16 protein-coding genes and 1 pseudogene are annotated in these 19309 nt (G+C 53.5%); 13 read left to right on the forward strand and 4 right to left on the reverse strand.

Annotated elements, in window-relative coordinates:
- From GH769_RS10720 to GH769_RS10735, 4 genes are all read left to right on the forward strand, one after another.
- Nucleotides 1–2013 (forward strand): Mu transposase C-terminal domain-containing protein, encoded by a 2013-nt coding sequence (locus GH769_RS10720; RefSeq protein ID WP_153649757.1) that lies wholly within the window; start codon nt 1–3, stop codon nt 2011–2013.
- Nucleotides 2010–2996, forward strand: coding sequence for a TniB family NTP-binding protein (locus GH769_RS10725; protein ID WP_032902598.1), 987 nt, complete (start codon nt 2010–2012; stop codon nt 2994–2996). Before GH769_RS10720 ends, GH769_RS10725 begins: the two co-directional genes overlap by 4 nt.
- 207 nt (nt 2997–3203) lie before the next feature.
- Entirely contained in the window at nt 3204–3839 is a 636-nt protein-coding gene (locus GH769_RS10730) for a hypothetical protein (protein WP_239688373.1), read from the forward strand.
- A gap of 41 nt (nt 3840–3880) precedes the next feature.
- On the forward strand, nt 3881–4915 hold the full coding sequence (locus GH769_RS10735; RefSeq protein ID WP_306108848.1) for a TniQ family protein: 1035 nt from the start codon (nt 3881–3883) through the stop codon (nt 4913–4915).
- A 124-nt stretch (nt 4916–5039) separates the two neighbouring features.
- On the opposite strand, the pseudogene GH769_RS10740 reads toward GH769_RS10735, so the two are convergent.
- A pseudogene (locus GH769_RS10740) lies at nt 5040–6729 on the reverse strand (UvrD-helicase domain-containing protein).
- The gene (locus GH769_RS10745; protein ID WP_032902593.1) at nt 6726–8645 is read right to left on the reverse strand and encodes an ATP-dependent endonuclease; all 1920 of its coding nucleotides are present in this window, start codon (nt 8643–8645) and stop codon (nt 6726–6728) included. The pseudogene GH769_RS10740 and the gene GH769_RS10745 overlap by 4 nt, the downstream one beginning before the upstream one ends.
- A gap of 1106 nt (nt 8646–9751) precedes the next feature.
- Here GH769_RS10745 and GH769_RS10750 point away from each other — a divergent pair.
- Both GH769_RS10750 and GH769_RS10755 read left to right on the forward strand, forming a co-directional pair.
- Nucleotides 9752–10093, forward strand: coding sequence for a hypothetical protein (locus tag GH769_RS10750; RefSeq protein WP_032902634.1), 342 nt, complete (start codon nt 9752–9754; stop codon nt 10091–10093).
- Nucleotides 10094–10122: 29 nt separating this feature from the next.
- Nucleotides 10123–10503, forward strand: coding sequence for a histone-like nucleoid-structuring protein, MvaT/MvaU family (locus GH769_RS10755; RefSeq protein WP_032902591.1), 381 nt, complete (start codon nt 10123–10125; stop codon nt 10501–10503).
- Between the two features lie 167 nt (nt 10504–10670).
- On the opposite strand, the gene GH769_RS10760 is transcribed toward GH769_RS10755, so the two are convergent.
- Nucleotides 10671–11129, reverse strand: a complete 459-nt coding sequence (locus GH769_RS10760) for a transcriptional regulator (RefSeq protein ID WP_032902589.1) — start codon at nt 11127–11129, stop codon at nt 10671–10673.
- Nucleotides 11130–11528: 399 nt separating this feature from the next.
- Between GH769_RS10760 and GH769_RS10765 the strand changes: the two genes are divergently transcribed.
- The 7 genes from GH769_RS10765 to GH769_RS10795 all read left to right on the forward strand — a co-directional run bounded on the left by GH769_RS10765 (nt 11529) and on the right by GH769_RS10795 (nt 18081).
- A complete protein-coding gene (locus GH769_RS10765; protein WP_081036819.1) occupies nt 11529–11732 on the forward strand; it encodes a hypothetical protein in 204 nt (67 codons plus the stop codon).
- A 29-nt stretch (nt 11733–11761) separates the two neighbouring features.
- Nucleotides 11762–12496, forward strand: coding sequence for a metallophosphoesterase (locus GH769_RS10770; RefSeq protein ID WP_032902587.1), 735 nt, complete (start codon nt 11762–11764; stop codon nt 12494–12496).
- On the forward strand, nt 12496–12837 hold the full coding sequence (locus GH769_RS10775; protein ID WP_050587233.1) for a hypothetical protein: 342 nt from the start codon (nt 12496–12498) through the stop codon (nt 12835–12837). Before GH769_RS10770 ends, GH769_RS10775 begins: the two co-directional genes overlap by 1 nt.
- A 306-nt stretch (nt 12838–13143) precedes the next feature.
- Entirely contained in the window at nt 13144–13548 is a 405-nt protein-coding gene (locus tag GH769_RS10780) for a hypothetical protein (protein ID WP_050587232.1), read from the forward strand.
- 119 nt (nt 13549–13667) lie between these two features.
- Nucleotides 13668–15005, forward strand: a complete 1338-nt coding sequence (locus tag GH769_RS10785; RefSeq protein WP_032902583.1) for a hypothetical protein — start codon at nt 13668–13670, stop codon at nt 15003–15005.
- Nucleotides 15006–15679: 674 nt separating this feature from the next.
- The gene (locus GH769_RS10790) at nt 15680–17221 is read left to right on the forward strand and encodes an AAA family ATPase (RefSeq protein ID WP_032902577.1); all 1542 of its coding nucleotides are present in this window, start codon (nt 15680–15682) and stop codon (nt 17219–17221) included.
- Complete coding sequence (locus tag GH769_RS10795; protein ID WP_239688372.1) at nt 17218–18081, forward strand: HNH endonuclease; 864 nt, start codon at nt 17218–17220, stop codon at nt 18079–18081. The genes GH769_RS10790 and GH769_RS10795 overlap by 4 nt, the downstream gene beginning before the upstream one ends.
- A gap of 271 nt (nt 18082–18352) precedes the next feature.
- On the opposite strand, the gene GH769_RS10800 is transcribed toward GH769_RS10795, so the two are convergent.
- Complete coding sequence (locus GH769_RS10800) at nt 18353–19225, reverse strand: WYL domain-containing protein (RefSeq protein ID WP_012724236.1); 873 nt, start codon at nt 19223–19225, stop codon at nt 18353–18355.
- Between the last annotated feature and the right edge of the window lie 84 nt (nt 19226–19309).

Below are 19309 nucleotides of genomic sequence, written 5' to 3' on the forward strand. Positions count from 1 at the left end.
ATGACCGCCCTGTTCCATATCGGTGATCTGGTGACGGTCGATGAAGCCAGTGAAGCCGTCGACGCAAAGAGCTGGAGTTTGCCCGGGGATTTTGCGCTGAACGAAGAGCAGGATTCTGGGCAGGGCAGTGGCATTCCTGGCCTTGATGACCCCATAACCGCCCAAGAAACGTCAACCCCTAGTCAGTCGGCTTCGGTTTATGAGGTGGTGACCTACGACCTCTCAAGTAACACCTTCAGGCTCAAGTCGAAAATCGGGGTGGAAACCTTCCGCACGGTTTCTCAAAAAAACTTAATCAAAGTTGATGGCCATTTAGACAAAGCGGCCACCGCAGCGCTGGCCGAACATTACGAACACTCTCCAGCAAGTCTGGGAGACGATGAGCCAGTGCCAATTACTCAGGTTGCTAGTGAAGCTGAACTCGAGGCCCAGCGACGAACGGATATAATGAGCAGGCATTGCGCGAAGATCGATCCGATCTCAAAAAGCCAGGCTCTGGCGGAATTAAAGGTCGCCTCGACGATCTTTCATAAAATAAAACGCATCTTCCTACTCAACCCTGACTGGCGGGCGCAGGTCGCCGGGCGAGATGGCAGGCGCTCAGGCGAGAAGCGCATTGACCCAGAGGTGGACGCGATAATCACCGCAGTTTTTAAGAGTCATCGCGTGGGATATGGAGCTAATGACGTCGAAGCGCTGGATGAAATACAGCTGCGGTGTGAAAAAATTAACCAGCGTCCACCCAGTCGCACGACTATCTGGAGACGCTGGCACGAGCTGACAGCGAGAGAACGGCTTGAGTCAACTGATGGGCCTGAAGCGGCGCAAGCAAAATTCGGTCATTTTCCGACGCCTACTGTTGAAGAATTCTATCCAGGAAGAATCCACGACATCGACCATACCCCACTAGATTGTCATGCAATAGATTCGGTCACTGGTGCCGCTTTGGGCAGGGCGTTTCTCACGCTAGTTCGTGATCGGGACACGCAGGGCATAATGGGGTTTGCGCTACTGTTTGGCGCCCCAAAACGCGCCAGCATATCCGCAGCCATACACATGGCCTTATGTCCGAAGACAGCACTGTTGGCAAAGTTCGGACTGTCTCATCTCCACTGGCCCTTATATGGGAAGCCTGCGCAATATGTCGTAGATCATGGATCTGATCTAATGGCCGAGAGCTTCAGGGTTGCCTGCGACCATGAAGGTATCAAGCACGTCCCTAGACTGCGCCCACCGTCGGGAGGCGGTGTGGAGCGGTGCTTAGGGATATTAAACCGCAGCTTCGTCCAAACTTTGGACGGTGCCACAGCTTCGGCACCCAAGAAGGGGCCCGGTTATAAACCTCATAAAAAAGCTGTGTATACACTAGAGAGGCTCACTGAGTTGATCATCGTCTGGATATGCAAGTTTAATAACCGAAAAAGTCGCCGAGATCAGTTGTCACCGAATCAGCGATTCGAGCGTAAGTACGGTCTGCATGACGGTGTTGTCGTTTCACCACCGACAGTATCTGACCCTAGCCGCTTTGTTATAGATATTCTAGAAGGTCGTGAAGTAACCGTAGCGCGCAATGGCGTCGTTACTCGCCATTTGGTTTATAAATTTGGCCCATTTACCAAGATGGTCGGCGAAAAGATCTTTATCAAGATCGACCCTAATAATCTTCACAGGATATGGGGGCGCCATGAAGATCAATGGTATCCGCTCTGGTTGGTCAACAAGCACACTCAGCCACTCACTTTGGCTGAGCAAAAGATGATCCTGAAATCACGCCGGCTAAACCCAGATGCCGATGACAAGCGCCTGGATGCCCAAGAGCAACTCAACCTTGTCAAGGCAGGGGGGAAGGAGCAGGCAAGGGCCATCCAAAGGGCGCAGGAGGATGTCGCTCAGAACGAACGTATGGGGCATTTCGGGCCTACCCATGAGCCCAGTGACCCCAGCGAGCCTAGCGATGCCAGACCAGTCGAGCCCATGCCCGTCATCATTCCCGAACTGGATGAAGACATATGAACAATCATCTGACCAAGAAGACCCGCGAATATCTGCTGCTTCCACCCGAAGAGCGCGCGCTCTTGTGCTACCGAGATGTTTGGGTACCGCATCCCTACGGCATTGCATTGACCGAGTGCGCCAAGCTTCTGGTTTCGTTACCCAGGGTCAAGGCTAATCCCGGGATGGCTGTCATTGGCGCTCCTGGCGTCGGCAAGAGCAGGCTAGCGCAACGGTGGAGCGAAGAGAGCTTTTCCGACAAGGGAGGTTGGGCAGGAAAGGTCATGTACATCGATCTGTCTAACCGCAAAAAGGGCGTAGATCTGGAGAAAAGGTTCTTGCAGGATCTTGGGATGATTGTCCGCGGGCGGGCGTACACCTTTAGTGCCAAAGATTATGCAGAAGCGCAGCAAGCTGTCCGGAGGCTCAACATTCGTGCAGTCATTTTCGACGAGGCTCATGGTCTGAATCTCCGGGTGACGAGCCAGCGCTTGCACAACATGTTCGAAGCACTGAAAGGCTTCTCCAACCAAGACTGGGGATTGAATGTGATCCTGTGCGGCATCGAGGATCTGCGGGAAATGCTCGATCTTGATGATCAGATCCAGTCGCGTTATGGGCATCGCACGACTGAGCTGCCAGAGTGGAAAAATAACAACTTGCTCGCGTCTTTCATTGCCGCCTTCATGTGCTACATGCCACTGCAGCTTCCTTCTGAGGTCACATCAACCATTTTCCTCGACAAACTGTACAGCCTGGCGTCGCCTGCTCGTTTTGAAGCACAGATACAGGAAGGTAAAAAATACCGTGAGCGGAGCAAACATAGCTCATTGAGAACTATGATCGACATTTTGAAGGAGGCGTGTCGTTACGCCATCGTTTCAGGTGAGGAGTACGTCGATGTCGTGAGCCTCCAAACTGCTGCGGACAGACTCACGGGCAAAGCCGATGCTCAGGCGCTATTGATTCAGAGCGCGCGCATTACCTTGGCCACGAGTGAATAGCGAATGCGAGCCATCAGACCTGCCGTTGACTCTTCCCCGTGGATTGCCAGTACCTGCAACGATCCAATCTTACGAGGTTGCCTAGATTCGATCGCAGCGCATAACGGAGCAATGCCAAAAGCACTCTGCATTACTGGTGTTTCGGGGTCTGGCGTAACGGCGTTGATGCAAAGGACAGCTGGACGGGCTCGCAGGCTTGGAAGGCGGGTGCTGCTGTTGGACGATGCCCCCTTTCCCGGGAACAAATACTTGCATGCCAAATTACTCCACTGTCTGGGTGTAGGTACGTCCAGCTCCATACCTTGCTACGACGGTCTATCTACTCTGTGCGCTGGCATTCTTGAGTTGCGGCAGTACGACGTCCTGATCGTGGAGGATGTGCAAAGGTACAAAGATGTTGAATGGCGGGGCGTCGAGCCCAACATGGCGACACTTGTAGCCATCTCCCGCCTGCAACGACCACCGTTAATTATTTTGAGTGGGCTCACAGATGGGGTGGAGCACCACCATTCAAGATTAGTGGATGCAGGCATTCCTAGTGAGTTGGAGGTGCTGCAACCCATGGAGCTTGGGGACGACTACAACGCCCTTGTGGGAGATATCTGCCGGGCTTACTCGTTAGGCGAAGACTTCCTCGCCACTCTCGACATCCTTGAGGTGTATCGCGAATCACATGGCCGAATAGGGCTCACAGTTAGGGTCATTCAGTGGCTTGAATTGCAGGTTAGGGCAATCGCTCATGCATCGCAGAGCAGGATTTATCAGCAACTGTTCGTCGAGAACGAACACGACGAATATTCCGACGACGGGATTGGCGATCCGCAACCCGCGACTCGTGTGTAGCGGGCTCAACAGTGCGTGCGTTCTCGGGGTTACTGAAGCCGCTGCGCGATGAGTCTTTGGCATCGTGGCTGAGCCGCATGTCCCACCAACATTACATCGATTCGAATTTTGAAACGGAAATCCTGCGTCTTGGAGTTCGAGATTCCAGTGTGAACGGCGACCTAGACCTGCTGTACAAATCATCCGCATTTCTGGATATGTTCAGCCCTGCCCAACGACCCCAGATCCTCGCTCATTTTGGGATGGTGGAATCAAACACTGTACCCCTTGGCGTAAACGATAAATATTGCCGGCTGTGTTTCCAGAACGACATCAGAGCGTGTCATACACCCACTTGGCGTCAGTCATGGCGGATGCGCGGCGTATCAGTGTGCGTGCTTCATGATCGTCCTGTACTCCTTTCGAGGCTCATTCAGCGGCCCAAGGATTTATGTGATCGGGGGTGGCAAGGCTTCCAAGAGTATCTGGACAGCCCCTTGCCGCGATTGGACGTTGATTTTGCCTTGCGCAGGTCGTCACCCCAAGGAGCGCTAGCGAATAACAGAAAGCTATTGCTGCTGACTCAACGAGTTCAGCGTTGGTACCAACGTGCCCTCTGCGAGAAAACTGGACAAGAGGCCGCGGCTGGCCATGCGGGCAGAGGGTTACAGTTTTTGATGGCCTTATGGCTGCATCCACCTGTTTTTAAGCACCTGAGTCCAGGGATAGCCCGAGGGTATTTCCATGCTTCGACTTCCTGGTATCCAAGCAGTGATGTGGATCAGAGCCTCACATCTCCCCAGGTATCGATCGACACCGCGAGCCCGAGGGAAATCGCTGTAGCTTACTGGTTGATGGGTATCGCCTATGGGGTGATCACGCAGGAGGAGGGCAACCTTATAAACCAGATAACCCGATCAGAAGTTGCCGAGTTTCCTACGACAAGACTGCAGGTGGCGGCGGCGACCAACCGAAATTATCTGGAGGCAGGGTTGGCCAGGATGCTTAAGGACGCGAATGAATCGCTGACCCCTGAAGAGTTTCAGTCGATCTCATGGGTGTTTGTTCGGCTTCTCAGACCCAAAGACGCGCCGTAACTTCCCCGCACATTCCGAGCTGTTACCCGCTCAAGAGAATTTACCGACCCGATTCGCCGGCATAAGCGCGTTTTGCTGATTAATCCAGACCGTGGTGGCGTTCCACATTCACACCGGCTGTACTTCACTGCGGCTGTTTGGGCGACAAGTGCTCAGTGACGTAAGTGACGAAGGCCACATGCGGCTGTCTCGCTACATCCCATCTTTTGCCCGCCGAGATTCCCTCTGGGCGCCGTCTCTGATTCGCAGTGGTAATGATCAGACGATCTTTCGCGCGTGATACTGCGACGAAGAAGACCTGCCGTTCTTCTCCTATTTTGCCACGGAAGGATTGCTGCTCGACTCCGAGAATGATCACCGAATGAAACTCCAATCCTTTGCTTTTATGCATGGATAAGAAGCGGACAGCGTTGTCGTCGGAGAACCGAGCGAGGGCTCTGGTCAGGTCGGGATCTACCTGCAGAAGGGAAGTGATGTGGTCACGGGTATCGCGGATGATTTCCTTCAGGCGTCGCTTGGTTTCGTAGTCAGAAGAAAGAGTCGTCATTACGGCATGGCCCAAGGTATCGAAAAAAGCCTTGGCCAGCTCCCACCAATCTGTGAAAGGGGCCGCTGTTTTCGCAGCCGCTCTCACCTGTTTCTGATGCTGCTTGTAACAGCGCTCGAATGACTTGTGAGTTCTGTCGCTGTTGCCTTCATCGTCGAAGGGCGCGAAGAGATCCATCAGCCGAGACCATGCCTTGTTGGCACCTCGCGTGTAGAGGCAGGTCAGGTAGTCGATCATCAGCCTGGCTGCAGGCTCTTTGAGCAAATCCTGAAGGGTATTCTCGTTGCGAAAGGGTATGTTCCGAGCCGCCAGCTGCTCCATCAGTTCTTCGCCATACAAATGGATCTCACCGCGGAAAAGAACGGCGATTTGGGCTGGTCGCAAATTTTCGACCTCAATCCATTTCTGGATAACGTTCGCCAGGGAAACGGCTTCAGCTGCGCTCGAGGAGAAATTCCCCGCACGGATCACACCATCGTCTCCCGCGATCATTTCGTCGGGCATGAGGGCTGAAGGGTCGATGTCCCGGATGACGCTGTTCTGCATGCGGAGCAGTCGCGGCTTGGATCGGAAATTTCGGTAGAGCCGTAATGGTCGGGCGGCGAAGTCGTCGGCGTAAAGCTTGAATATGCCATTCAGTGCGCCAGCCCAACCCATGATGGTTTGCTTGGTGTCGCCCACGGCTGTCAGAAGCGCCGGCGTTCCCTCGAACAGAAGTTTGATCAGTTGGTACTGATCAGAGGTGCAGTCCTGGAATTCGTCGAGAAACACGTGAGCGTAGGTCTGACGGATAGTGTTTCGGGCGATCTTGCTCATACGCAGAATTTTGAGCGCCATGGGAAGCAGCTGCATGAAGGTGATCTGCTCGCCTGGGATGGCCTCTTTGCCAATCGAGTAGTCGGGTTTGAGCGTGTCTGGGCCGGTTAATAAAACGCGAAAGCGACTGACGATTCGATTGGCGAAAGAGTGAAACGTAAAGCTGTCGAATCGGGTGGCCTGTTCCCAGCCACATCGCAGGCTTACACGGTCTTTGAGATTGCGGCTCGCGTCGGATTTGAAGGAAATCGCTAGGATTCGCTTTGGATACCGGCAACTGCCTGTGCGCAGGAGAAAGTCCGCACGCTGTGCCAGTATCCAGTATCTCAGTTTTGCCAGCGCCAGGCCCTGCTAGAAGGACGAGCGAGTGCTCAGTGTCCTTAATGGCGTGCCACGCATTCGCTTCCAGAGTGAGCCCAGGTGAGTGCATCCAGCGGTCAGGGTGGATCACTCCGGTGACTCCTCTAACGCTGCTATGACTGCATTCGCAAGACGATCCAGAACGGGTGGGAGGCCAGCCAAAAGCTGAGGGTCAGAGAGGCTCGAAAGGGCCGAGAGGTGTGCTGCGGGTTTGCTGTTGAGCTTGAAATAGTGGTGGTAGGCATCGAACCACGATTGCTCTTGAGGAGTGTATTGATCGGCGCCTTCGTGGCTTTTGCCAAGCACCGCCTTCTGGTTTTCTGGTGTCGCCGCCATAGGAATAGCGTTGAATGCTTTTGGGAAGGCGGTGAGCATCGCGAAGTCCAGATCAAGCGGTGCCGAAAAAAATACCCCTCTAGCCTCCAGATGATCGAAGACCGTCTCAGAAGACCCAGTGATGGGGACATTTTTTTCTCTAATGCGGGTATTTGCGTCATCCCAGGCCGGGAATGTATAGGGCAAAACCTTGGAAGGCTCAAAAAGCGACAGCTGGTCATTAACGTATTTTAGCCGTCCCCAGCCTCCCTGGTACCTTGCGAGATCCAGATCGAGCAGAGTGATGTACGGGGTGCCCAATTGGGAAAGTAAACGCCAGAAGTGATTCACGTGACGGCCACTTAGCGGGGCGATGGTCACTGCGGACTCGTCGACAGGCGCCCCTTTAGCTTGGAGAATCCTCGGAAGGACGATTTCCTCGCTGTCACCTTCGCCCAGCACGACCAAACGTGAGAAGTAGATCTCAGGAAAAGCCTGGACTGCTTCTCGAACGAATTTATGTGCGACATCTTCTTTGGCTGGCAGCGCGATGCCGCTGACGACAGAGCACCGGTTCGATCCGAGCCGTAGGTAGCGAATATTCTCGGGATCAACCCGGCGTAGCATTGAGGGCGCGTGAGTCGCGATTAGGGCCTGCGCATCCACACCGATTGATCCTTTCAGGGCGTTCACGATCCGGCCCAGGTAATGAGGTGACAGGCTGTTCTCAGGCTCCTCCATGGCCAGTATGGTAAAGGCGGGTGGTTTCAGCTTCGCTGGATCAATGGCCGTATTTTTACCCGACCTCACGTCACGGTTAATCGAGTGAGCGGCCAACACAAGTGAGAGGTAGAGCATTGATTTCTGCCCGTCACTCAGTCGTGTAAAGTCGACTTCATTCTCACCATGGCCCGGCGTGAATGACACCGACATGTGCCGCAACAGCATCTCGATGTCAGAATTGACGAAAGTGAGCTTCGGCTCGGCAAAGAAAGCTCCTTTGTGGAGACCTTTCCATGAGGCATTTAAGCTTTGCCCAAGCGCTGTGACCGAAGCATTGCCGGCTAGGCAACTGGTAATTTGGTCGGTCAAATCCTTGACCGTATTTCTGTCGCCACCCCACTGTGTTGCACGAAGCAAACGACCTAGCAACGCAGTTGCGCCATAGGCGATATGGTCGGATGGATCACGACGAGCCGGGATGTAATGAAGGTGGATCTGGTTGCGCTGATGCTTGGGAACGATGGAACTGACGATTGGATTTCCATCGGCATCCGCCTGCGTGACATAGACAAGCGTCTCTTCCACATCACCTTCGTCGTCGACTGTGGCTGTGAGTCGGTAGCGAACCCGCGGTACATCGCCCGTAGCCTGGAGACGCATGTGATCGAAGTGCGGAGCAACCGTGTCGTTGTCCTCATCGTCAGCTGTCTCTGGAAAGGAAAACTCGGCCTCAAGCCATAGCGTCGTGCCACCCTCAGCATCGCTCAGGCCCACCGGGACGTGAAAGTCTGAAGGGCGGACGCGACGCAGTCCAGGCTCGAAGGCAAATAGCCTGCAGAGCGCTTGGAGGACAGCGGTTTTGCCCGCGCCATTTGGGCCCAAGAGGTAGGTTATGTCTTCGAATGTGATCGGAACAGGTTGAGGGCCAAACGACTGGAAATTGGATATCCGCAGACTGCACAGCTTCATTGCTTGCTTTCCTTATCTGATCAAGCTGCCCATTCGAGACGCGCAGAAAGTACTGGCTGACGGCTCGAGCTATCCTTGTCCGTATGCTGCGCTCTGAGGTAAAGAATACTGTGCTTTCCCAGGTGGCAGAAAGACCTGCTGCGATAATTTTGAACGGTGCTCTGAGCCTTTCAAACTTGTCTTATCTGTTCCGGTAGGTGGCAGAAAGCGTCAACATGCCAGACAGATTGATATAATAATTGTCGCGTCCTAATTTTATAAAATGAATGGTGGCGGCATTTTATCGTTCATACTTCTCACGGTAGATGTGCTCTGCAATGGATGCGATTAGATCGAGGCAACAGGACGGTCGGGCGTTGATGTAGTTATGTATACGCACTGCATCTTGCGCTGTATTACTTACCTCATCACGCCATGTAGTTCGCACAAGTTAACGAGCAGCTTTTGCTTTGGTGGAGCTCAGCGAATAACTAACTGGACGTGAAACAGGATTTTTGGCTGTAGCGGCTAGACTATAGTAGCCAAATTTGCAAATGCCGAAGTCTCATACGTCAAGAAAAATTCGCTGGTTGCTGTGTGGGGAAGCTTCGCACCAATTTCCTGTAGAACCGTTCGCCAGGACGCCATGGTTGGCTGGTGGCCTGGGCACGTTGCATCAAGGATATTCTGGCGATCTATCGCGGATAGCTAAGGATTTAGCGTTATTGCTTGGGCCTTCCGAAACCTTGGAAGGCAGCGGAGTCCGGTGCTAGAGCCTCTGTAAGCCGGAAGGGCAGGATTTAACCAAAATTGATCAATAGACGGTTTAGGTCTATATTAATATGAGTGCCAGTCGAGCCACAGAAAGGTCGCCATCACTCATGGTAGGAGTGTTCGGTTTTTACGAACGCTTCCTCCTCTGCAACCTCGTCAGTCGTTTGTTTCCCTAGGAATACTAATGCTCACGATGCTTTTGAATACTGCTGCGAACAGCCAAAATACTGACGCAAAAGACGTCTGGCATCGGCTTTCACAAGTGGAGGTACCCGTCAGAATGGGTTTCTTCATAAGTGGGCATCGGCTACACTCAGCGGAGATGGCTCACTCAGTGCGGATTGGTGGATGACATGAGCAGGTCGCATACCCTAGTCGAATTACGGCTGGCTGAGCATCAGCTGGCCACGATGCTGGTCGCCCTTTCAAAGAAGAAGGATCAGCCAGACTATCTCTTGGACATTGAGTTCCAGGCCCAGCTCAAGGCACTGATGATCGAGTTTGGTTATACCACGTCTCAAGTGGTCAAATTGCTCAGCGCTCGCGATAAGTTCACGCAGCGCAGTGTGAATCCCTTGCTTGATCTTATTCCAGACGGAGCGACTGAGAAAACTCTTGTCGATACCGCGAAGCCATCTCAGAAAAAGATATCAAAAAATGAGCGACTCCACGCTCGTGAAAGTTCTTATGCCTGATAGCTTTTACTACATAGATTGATGGCGCCATGGATAAGTTGATTGAGCTGCTTGAAGTGAATGATCGACTTGCTAATGAGTGCTCTACTGCCATGCCGCTCGTTAATGACCCTGAAGTGATCAAGGCTTTTGACTTTCTTAGTCGCCTGGATGCACTTGCTGATAAGTATCAGTTTGCTCCCAAGGACATAGTATTGCTACTTGATCCTAGTCTTGGCGTCAAAGGACTTTCTGATGGGTCTGCAGGGCTGTTGAAGGTAGCTCCTAAGAAAAGAAAGCCTCGTCCGCTTAAGAGCTATCTCAATCCCCACACCGGTGAAGTGGTGGAGACTCGTGGTGCTAACCATAAAGTCTTGAAGCAGTGGAAAGCACTACACGGAGCCGACGTTGTCGAGAAGTGGGCGCGTTAGAACCGATCATAACTCGACTGCCTCATGCCATACCTTAGGCTGTTTTCACCTATTACTGGTCGGTTGGGAGGCATTTCTGCCGCAGAGGGTGTGAGCCATCGCTATCCGGAAGAGTCGTGTAGCGAAAGGGTCACCGCAGATCAGTTCCACCGGAAGGATCATTCCGACTAGCGCCAGTAACGACTGACAGTCATCTTGTTTACCCCAAGATTCTGAGACGTCTGCGCTTGGGTTAGGCCTTGCGCCTTACAGTCCTGAATCGAGGCCTTCAGATCTCGGTCAATCACTCGGCCGGCCGGCCTGCTGCGTAGCCCATTGTCACCCAACTCCGCTCGCGCTGCCGCGAGTGTGCCGACGGCATCCAGCTCGCGCATCTGTTCGGCGAATTTTCCTATGAGTGCCTCGACACTGATGCCTTCCTTAATCAAGGTAGCTGCGCCGACCAGCAACAGGGGAGACGCCCCGTAAGCTTCTGACAAGTCCTGCAGCTTGTCCAAGGTGGGGCTCGACCTGCCGTGCTCTAGCTGACTCAGGTACTGACGATTACTCCCTTCGGGAATTGACTCCTGAGTCAACCTCTTGTGAGCTCGCAGCGCGCGAAGAATCGCGGCTAAAGGTACCTTCATCGACACAGGCAATCCTCAAAACCGAGGATGTAGCCATGTTGTGCCGTAACACTCTACCGTATATAGTGGTCGTACAGTTACAGCGCAAGCACGTGGCTCGGCCTACCCCTGCGTAGTTTCAGGCAGGCGAATGAGGGCAGCGGCTCAGGGCGACATCTCTCTACCAGATATCAATTTAGCTCTAAACCGTCGATTGTGTTTTTTATCCTCTAGCCCTAGGCAAGCTGCAGAACTCAGGTCAGTAGAGATGGCGTCCGAGTGTTGACAATCAGCTGCAGTGGCGGCCCCTAGACGGGATGAAGAACTCAAAGCGCGAAGTCGATAGCGGTGATCTCCGGAATCGGCGTGCAGCGAACAGAGCAGCGTCGTCTGCCGAAAGGCCTATGCGAGGAACCACTAGTGAGCAACACAGCATTGCCAGACCCTTCGGCATTTATGATCAAAACCTTCGGATCTACGATTGGAGACCTGACCTTCAACAGGCTACCAACTGTGATTCAAAAGGCGAAGGTGGCGATACCCGAAGACAGCAAAGCTCATGACGGCAAGGTGGTCAAAGAGGTGAGCAAATACTCACACCGTGCAACCTCTAAACCACCTTGAAACACAGCACATTTATAAGCGATCGACCAATGAAACTACGAATTTACTCAGACCTGCATAACGAATTTCATCGCTTCGACCCGCCGGCCCTCGATCCCGACGTCGACTTGGTCATCCTCGCAGGGGACATCGACAAAAAGGCCCGTGGCGTAAAATGGGCAAATAACACGTTCCAGTGCAAGGTCGCTTACATAAGCGGCAACCACGAATTTTATGACGGCCATATCGACCGAACTCTTCAAAAAATGAGAGACGCCGCTGAGCCCCATGTCCATCTGCTCGAGAAACAAAGCCTCATCATCAACGGCACCCGCATCTTGGGCACCGCAGCGTGGACGGACTTTTCTTCAACGGGCGACCAGGTTGCCGCGAGCAGGATGGCTTGGGAGTGGATGAATGACTTCAACTACATCCGGGCTGATGCGGGATACCGGCGCCTGAGACCCGATGACCTCGTCACTCGCAACCATACCGCAAAGGCCTGGCTGACCCACCAGCTTGCTCAAAATTTTGAAGGTAAAACGATCGTCATCACTCACCACGCCCCATCACCTGTAGTTGTCGGAACGAAGCATGAAGGGCATCTAAATGCGGCTTACACCAACGACTGGCCCAGCCTCATCGAGAAGGCGGATTTATGGGTGTTTGGGCATACCCATCAAGCAGTGGATGTGGAGCTGGCCGGCTGCAGAGTGGTCAGTAATCCCCGGGGGTATCCCAACGAGCAGACTGGCTTTGACCCATTCTTTGAGATTTCGATTTGATGATCAATTTTGCCCATAAGCGTGTCGCAGAGAAGGAAGCTGTCGAGCGTCAGAACCAGGACACTCCTGGTGCAGTCATCCGAGCTCAAGTCATGGATTGGGGTGTGACCGTCGATGCATACCTTTACGATGCGGCAAGGGTAGGGCAACGTTACGCTGCGATAGTGTATGGGGATAAATCCGGAGCTAGCCTCGACGGAATGACCGTTGCCACCCCACCGCTGGAACTTGTGAAAACCCAGTCGGGATTTAAATTGATGCGGACTCCAAGCGGGGATCATCACTTTTTGATCGTGAGTGAGCTCGGCGCCGGAGGACATGCCGATGACATCCAGCATTGAGGTTCCTAGCGAACTTGTTCAAGCTGCATGGCTGAACTTCAAATCTCGACTCAGTGGATTTCTATGGCAAGCGTTCCCTCATGGGGCGTGCCTGGCTGGTGAGATCCATGGGGATTTGAGCGAGCGTTTCTTGGAGGGTGGTCTGATTCAGACCTCCGCCATCATGCAACTGACTAGGGAGCATGGTTATTTGCTTGCCCATACGTTTACGGGTAGCTGCTATGTGCTCATCCACCCGGCGGGCTCCGTGGAACAGAATTTCGGACACCTCTATACGCACGAGGTACCACAGGGATTGGAGGATTGATGCATCTACTACATCTTGCGGAAGCCGTGGCGCTCGACGGCGAGCCGCTGTCTGGGGCGTCTGAGGCGGAAGCTAAGTTCATCCGGTCACGTGTCGCAGAAACGGGTAAAGCATACTGTGCTGCGGTTGCTTGGGTCATTATTGATGTACTTGATGTGGATGCCGACCCGTTGGCTGCCATAGGGCGGTTACCCATCGTCTTGTTTAGCCATAGCGTGCTGCTTCACAGCACCGGAGATTATGAGAACGGCGAGCGCATCAAGACCGGCTACGCGACCAGCTACGATGGCCGGGGCATCTTTGAAACCAGTGACACGATCTTTGTGCTTGTGGGGCAGGGCTTCAGAAAGTCTGTCTCGATCAAGCTTCTGAATCAGGTTCCCTCTAGATCCTGGGCCCCTTAACTTTCCTTCTCCGGTTTTTCAGGATCGGAAGACAAGATGCCCGCGGGGCCTGCATAGAGCTCCTGCTTTAAGGGTTGAGAATAGATATACGCAAAGGAAGACGTCCCAGTGAGGTCAATATGAATACGGATATTCTCGAGGCTGTAAAGAAGCTATGGAAGCTCCAGCAGCTTGGGCCTGAGGGGCTGTGGAAGGAGCCTGCCTTCGATGAACTGCGCAAGGCTTGTGCGGCCAAGTATCAGCAAGGTAAGGTAACGTTCGGGCTCACATTCGCTTTGGATCATGCGCTGAAATCGTTGGGCCTGGCGTGCTTGTCTCCATCGTCAAGGCAATCTAGCCCGTTTGATCCAACCCACGCTTCGAGCATGCTCGAAGCCGCGTTCACACAGCAGACGATACGCCGTCGTTACCTGTGCCCGCTCGACCTAGCTGAGCAGATTCCAACAATGACTTTCGGAAATGCCAGGGTCGCGGTGCTCACTGCTGCCGAGCTGGATAACCTCTTCGATAGGTCGCGACTGGCTAGGTACTATCCCAACCAGGATCTCAATTTCGACGGCTTCTCTCAATTTCACTGGCTCGTAGTTGAAGAGGTTGTAGCAACGGGAGAGGATGCTGGTGATCGGGCTGTACCGGCCTTCTCGATGATGATGAGTAGAGATCTGGGGGAGATTGATCCTCACAAAAGCCGTTTCCCCGTCGCAGTAGAGAAAGCGCTATTTTTCCTGCTGCTCGCGCCGTGGCAGGAGTGGGCGATGATGCCTGAAGTCGATTGGCGAGGTTTTAGAATCCCTTGGATTTATCAGCTTGACGATGACTTATTTGTCGCGCCATCAATCCCTCGCGGCCCAGACAGCCTGTCCTGGGAACCGTATGTTTACCATGACCAGTGGGGAGAGCCTGAGGAAATTGAAAGACCGGTAGAGCTGAGGCTTACCGATGCCGCCACTGAATTCCTTGCGGGCCTGGGAGATGCCCACTGGCAAGCTTTTCAGACTGCACTGGACTCTGAGCTATTCGAAACGCCGATCATGCATTTTCTGGTTCGAGGATTTCTGTCGGATGGCATCGACGAGTTCATGGCCCACCTGACTGCGGTTGAGGCGGCACTGGGTTTGCAAGATGATCACGATCCCGACCGCCGTCGCAATTTCAAGAAAATGGGCGCGACCAAAAGGGTCGCTAGGCGTTTGGCCGCCGCGTTGCACGAAACCGGTGCTGCTGACGTGTATGACGAGCTTTTCAACGTTAGGAGCGCTTTCATTCATGGTCGTGGGGGCATGAACAAAATACCCACTGCGCAGCGCGTTCAAGCACGCAGGATTGCATCAAAGGCCTGTGCAGCTTTGATTAATTTGGCGAGTCATTCGAGGTTGTCCCGCGACGAAATCCTCGACGATTTATTGGAAAAAGGGGTGAGACTCGTCGGTACTCAACAGCCCAAGCGCTCCCAATGACATCGCCCCACTAAGGCGAGAGGTTACGTAGGGTGAGAATCAAACCTGCCCGCATCGCGTCAAGCGCATAGAGCATACGATCAGACACTCAATTCCTGCTATGAGTGAGCGCCTCGGGCTCTAAGCCGAACACTTAGACACAAGCCTATTCCAATGAGCGAGTTCTGGTCTGACAAGCTACCCGAAGCCATTGCACGAGCACAATCAGCTGTCGACCCAGAAAGGATTGCAGGGTACCTGCTTTGTGCCTTGGAGCGACGGGGTAGGGTGACAGGCCTGCTGTTTTGCGATCAAAGCGCAAGCTTGTGCGACGGATCTCCTTTCCAGACCGGCGTCATCGAAGACCGAGCCTGGGTAGAGGAGTACGAGCTCGTCAGCGCAGCCGACGATGTCTACGTCATAGCACATCGTTCGCACGAGAACGGGGCTACCAATCCCGTCGCCCGCCGGCACTGACCTACATAAGTCTACCCTCGGACAGGCGCTGAGGCCGCCGGGCGATCTCTCATAGTCATGCCCTAGTGTCAGGGTAATAGTAGATGCGGCAGTCCTTGTGAGATTCCGCGTCCCGGCGTCATACCAACAATTTGTGGTTGTGAGGCCGAAATGACATCATCCGCGCCATCCAATCATGTCGGCCTCTGAGCATAGGGCCCTAGCACGGGCAGGGAAAAATGGAATTCCACATCATCGGCAGGGAAGAGAAATTTCCGAGCGGCAAGGCCAGTACTGTTTACCTGAAGTACGACCGTTGGAACGATCACAACTTCATCACGATGTTCTACGTGATCGTGTTTGACGAATTTGGTCAAGCCCATGACCTCGAGAACGTCAAGATCGGGTTCAAAGGACAGGACACTTCCACGTCCACTCGATCCAAACTCCCGGACTCTTTTGAGAGGCTTCCGGAGGGCTTCTTCTCACTCGGAACCAGTGTTGAGTATTACCAGAAAATCGCGAGCTCATCCTCAGGCGATCTGCAGTTTAGTTTTCTGCGGGCGATGAATGACATCGTGGCCAACCCTGAGATCCTGGAAGCGATAAAAGACGAGCCAGTACTTTCTATCTCCTTGTTGCGAGATGTCAGCTTGGCCAGCGTCAAAAATCAATTTGCGCGAGTCCTTCTAGGTGGTGCTATCCGAACCGATTTTTCCTTCGTTTACACGAAGCAAGCTGACAGCTCAACCGCCGGCATTGAGTTAGGTTTCGACGTTGACGTTGATTCGACGCCCCTAACAAATGTTCACGCGATAATCGGACGAAATGGCATCGGAAAAACCACCATCCTGAATGGCATCACCAACGCCATCCATAATCGCCACGCTGGCGCAGATGCCATCCACCAAGTTCAGTTCTGGGGGCAACAACGGGCGATTATTGAGCCAGATTTTTTCAGCAGCGTAGTGCTCGTATCCTTTAGCGCATTTGATCCCTTTGATCCGCCTCCAGAGCAGCCTGACCCAGCCAAAGGCACCTGTTTTTTCTATGTCGGGTTAAAGTCCAAAGGTGAGGACGCATGGCATGACTTAAAGCGCCGAGACGCCCTCAGATCTGACTTCATTGACGGTATGAGAGGGTGCCTGCGGGAAACGCATAAGCGTAATCGTTGGCGTCATGCCGTTCAAACATTGCAGTCTGATGAGAATTTCGCAGGCCTCGGGTTTCATAGGCTTCTCTCGCTGAGTGGCGACGAATGGGTCACGGCAGCTAACGAAATCTTTTCGAACCTCAGCTCCGGCCATTCGATCGTGCTGCTAACTATCACAAAGCTGGTTGAGCGGGCCGAAGAAAAGACTCTCGTCCTTATGGACGAGCCCGAAAGCCATTTGCATCCACCGCTGTTATCAGCATTGATCAGGGCACTGAGTGAGTTGCTCCTGGATCGCAATGGTGTAGCGATCTTAGCCACGCATTCTCCAGTAGTGCTCCAAGAAATCCCCGCGTCGTGTGTGTGGAAAATTCACCGTTCTAATCTGGTGGCCTCAGCCCAGCGGCCAACAGTCGAGACGTTCGGCGAGAACGTAGGGATTCTGACCCGGGAGGTTTTTGGCTTGGAGGTGGCATCCTCGGGTTTTCATACACTACTTGCTGCTGAAGCCGCCGAGGGGCACACCTTTGAGGTGATCCTTCGAAAATTTGGCGGAAGATTGGGCCTCGAGGGGCAAGCAGTGCTTCGGGCGTTAATCGCTGAGCGTGATTCGAAGGCGCAGCCATGAAGCAACTGTTAGCACCGAACTGCACCCCCGAGGATGCCTACATGGCGTGCACCTCTGCGATCATCAATGATCAGCAGCGAGACAGAATGAGGGGCATTCTGCCAAGCATCAGAGACACGGCTGCTGAATTCATCGAAAGAGTCGCTGCCGGATCCACCTGGGAGTTACCCTATTTGAGATTGGCCAAGGGGGAAGATCCTTTCGTGATCGGTGACATTCGCAAGAGCGAGCTGGTTCACCTCTATGAATACTACATGGTGAAACGAGAGCCTGGCCGAGCGCTCTATGACTCGATCTTGGTGGCTGCGGGTGATCATTGTCCGACATGTGGGGGGATAGGACAGCCTCGAACTCTGGATCATTATTTGCCAAAAGCCAACTATCCGAAGCTGGCGATCGTTCCTCAGAACCTGATCCCCGCCTGCCGTGATTGCAATACCGACAAGGGCAACCCCCTGATTGACCACCCGCATCAGCAGCTGCTTCATCCGTACCTGGACAAGCGACAGTTTTTCGAAGAGAGGTGGATCAGTGTCTCCGTATCCCATACCACCCCCTGCACGATCATTTACTTTGCCTACCCACCGGATGACTGGAGTGATGAGGACAAGGCAAGAGTAGCTAACCATTTCTCCCTGTTCGGAATCGCCGAGCGCTACAGCATCCAAGCGGGCTCAGAACTCGGCTTTCTGATGGATATGCAGTCGAGCTATTTCGGCAGGCTGCCTCCTGAAGCGTTTTCAGACTTCCTCCGTTCAGGCGCTAATGCAGCCGGCTTGCTGATCAATGGATGGAAGAAAGTGCTCTACGAAGCTTTGGCGGATGACCCTTGGTTTTGCAATGCCGAATTCCGGCAGTAGCTCCTCACGTGTTCGGCGGTGTCGAGCAGCCATTCCTCATCACGATCGATGGTGCGCCGAGGCCAACTAAATAGATCACATAGCCGGGAATCCATTCTGTAGGCCTCGTGAGCTGACGAGGCTTACAGCTTTTCCAAAGGCGACGATCCTGCTAACCCTGTGGGTGAAGGGCGTCCGCTGTGGTGCGCGTCGCGATTTCTGATGGACGTGAGCAACCCCCGCCTACGCGATTTGCATGATTTGTTTACACATTCACGGTGCTGGCTCGGGTCTAGTAGAGCCACTGGCTGAGCTCGTCCAGGTTAGCCACGATGAGCTGCTGGGCGCTTGGTTTCATATGCATCTTGGCGGTATCGATCTGGTAGCGATTCAAGACGTACTGAACCAACGCGCCGCGGGTTTCTATCATCAACTGTCCGTTCTCCATTCCGTAATCGGCTTCGAGAATGGCCCGCTGCCCAGCCTTCAATCTCGAATCCGCTTCCAGGATCACTGTCGCCGGCGTCGTCCACCCAGGGTCGAGCTGACGTGAATGCTCTGTGAAATCATTCATCAGCTCCGGAGTACCCCGAAACCGGCTCAACACAAAGTCGCGGTACTCACCATTTTTCTCGCAGTATGCACGCACGTGCCAGCGCATGCCGGTATGGATAAGCGTATGCGGCGCAATGAGTCGGGTTTCCCCATCTGGCGTTTTGAAAGAAGCGTACTCACACTCGAGTCGTTGACCTTCTCGACAGGCCTTCAACAACGGCCTAAGCACTTCGGGGCGGATAGAGCGATCCTGCACGTCAAGGATGTCAATGTGCGCATACGCCAACGTCAATCCTTCAATGTGCGGAGCCCGTTCGTGATTCTGGTTCAGCAGGTGCAGATATGCACTTGCACTTTCCTTCATGAAGAGCGGTTTGAAGTGCTTTGTGGGTACGTAACCTTTTAGGTGCTTGTCATACGATAGATTTCGGGGCGCATGCTCATCGATGTAGGTGTTGATGTCCTTCGACGCCTGCTGGCGACTGATGCCAAAGCTCTGCATCAAGTGCCCCGTGGTCAGGCGACCTTCCCACCAGGCAACGGTCTCTATCAGTTTGTAACGCAATGCCAAATCCCAGCGTACAGCCTCAATCGCTTTCGCCCGTTTCATACCGTCACCATGTGCTCGAAAAGTTTACCTGTATGCGTAAACACCGTAGATGTGTCAGATATATCTACATATCGTAGAGTGAGA

The organism is Pseudomonas sp. CFSAN084952, from assembly GCF_009648855.1.
Lineage (GTDB): Bacteria > Pseudomonadota > Gammaproteobacteria > Pseudomonadales > Pseudomonadaceae > Aquipseudomonas > Aquipseudomonas paracarnis.

Excerpts from the sequence above, each read along its gene's own strand:
- GH769_RS10720 (WP_153649757.1), top strand. The coding sequence starts at position 1 with ATGACCGCCCTGTTCCATATCGGTGATCTGGTGACGGTCGATGAAGCC.
- GH769_RS10725 (WP_032902598.1), top strand. The coding sequence starts at position 2,010 with ATGAACAATCATCTGACCAAGAAGACCCGCGAATATCTGCTGCTTCCA.
- GH769_RS10745 (WP_032902593.1), bottom strand. The coding sequence starts at position 8,645 with ATGAAGCTGTGCAGTCTGCGGATATCCAATTTCCAGTCGTTTGGCCCT.
- GH769_RS10750 (WP_032902634.1), top strand. The coding sequence starts at position 9,752 with ATGAGCAGGTCGCATACCCTAGTCGAATTACGGCTGGCTGAGCATCAG.
- GH769_RS10755 (WP_032902591.1), top strand. The coding sequence starts at position 10,123 with ATGGATAAGTTGATTGAGCTGCTTGAAGTGAATGATCGACTTGCTAAT.
- GH769_RS10760 (WP_032902589.1), bottom strand. The coding sequence starts at position 11,129 with ATGAAGGTACCTTTAGCCGCGATTCTTCGCGCGCTGCGAGCTCACAAG.
- GH769_RS10770 (WP_032902587.1), top strand. The coding sequence starts at position 11,762 with ATGAAACTACGAATTTACTCAGACCTGCATAACGAATTTCATCGCTTC.
- GH769_RS10775 (WP_050587233.1), top strand. The coding sequence starts at position 12,496 with ATGATCAATTTTGCCCATAAGCGTGTCGCAGAGAAGGAAGCTGTCGAG.
- GH769_RS10780 (WP_050587232.1), top strand. The coding sequence starts at position 13,144 with ATGCATCTACTACATCTTGCGGAAGCCGTGGCGCTCGACGGCGAGCCG.
- GH769_RS10785 (WP_032902583.1), top strand. The coding sequence starts at position 13,668 with ATGAATACGGATATTCTCGAGGCTGTAAAGAAGCTATGGAAGCTCCAG.
- GH769_RS10790 (WP_032902577.1), top strand. The coding sequence starts at position 15,680 with ATGGAATTCCACATCATCGGCAGGGAAGAGAAATTTCCGAGCGGCAAG.
- GH769_RS10795 (WP_239688372.1), top strand. The coding sequence starts at position 17,218 with ATGAAGCAACTGTTAGCACCGAACTGCACCCCCGAGGATGCCTACATG.
- GH769_RS10800 (WP_012724236.1), bottom strand. The coding sequence starts at position 19,225 with ATGAAACGGGCGAAAGCGATTGAGGCTGTACGCTGGGATTTGGCATTG.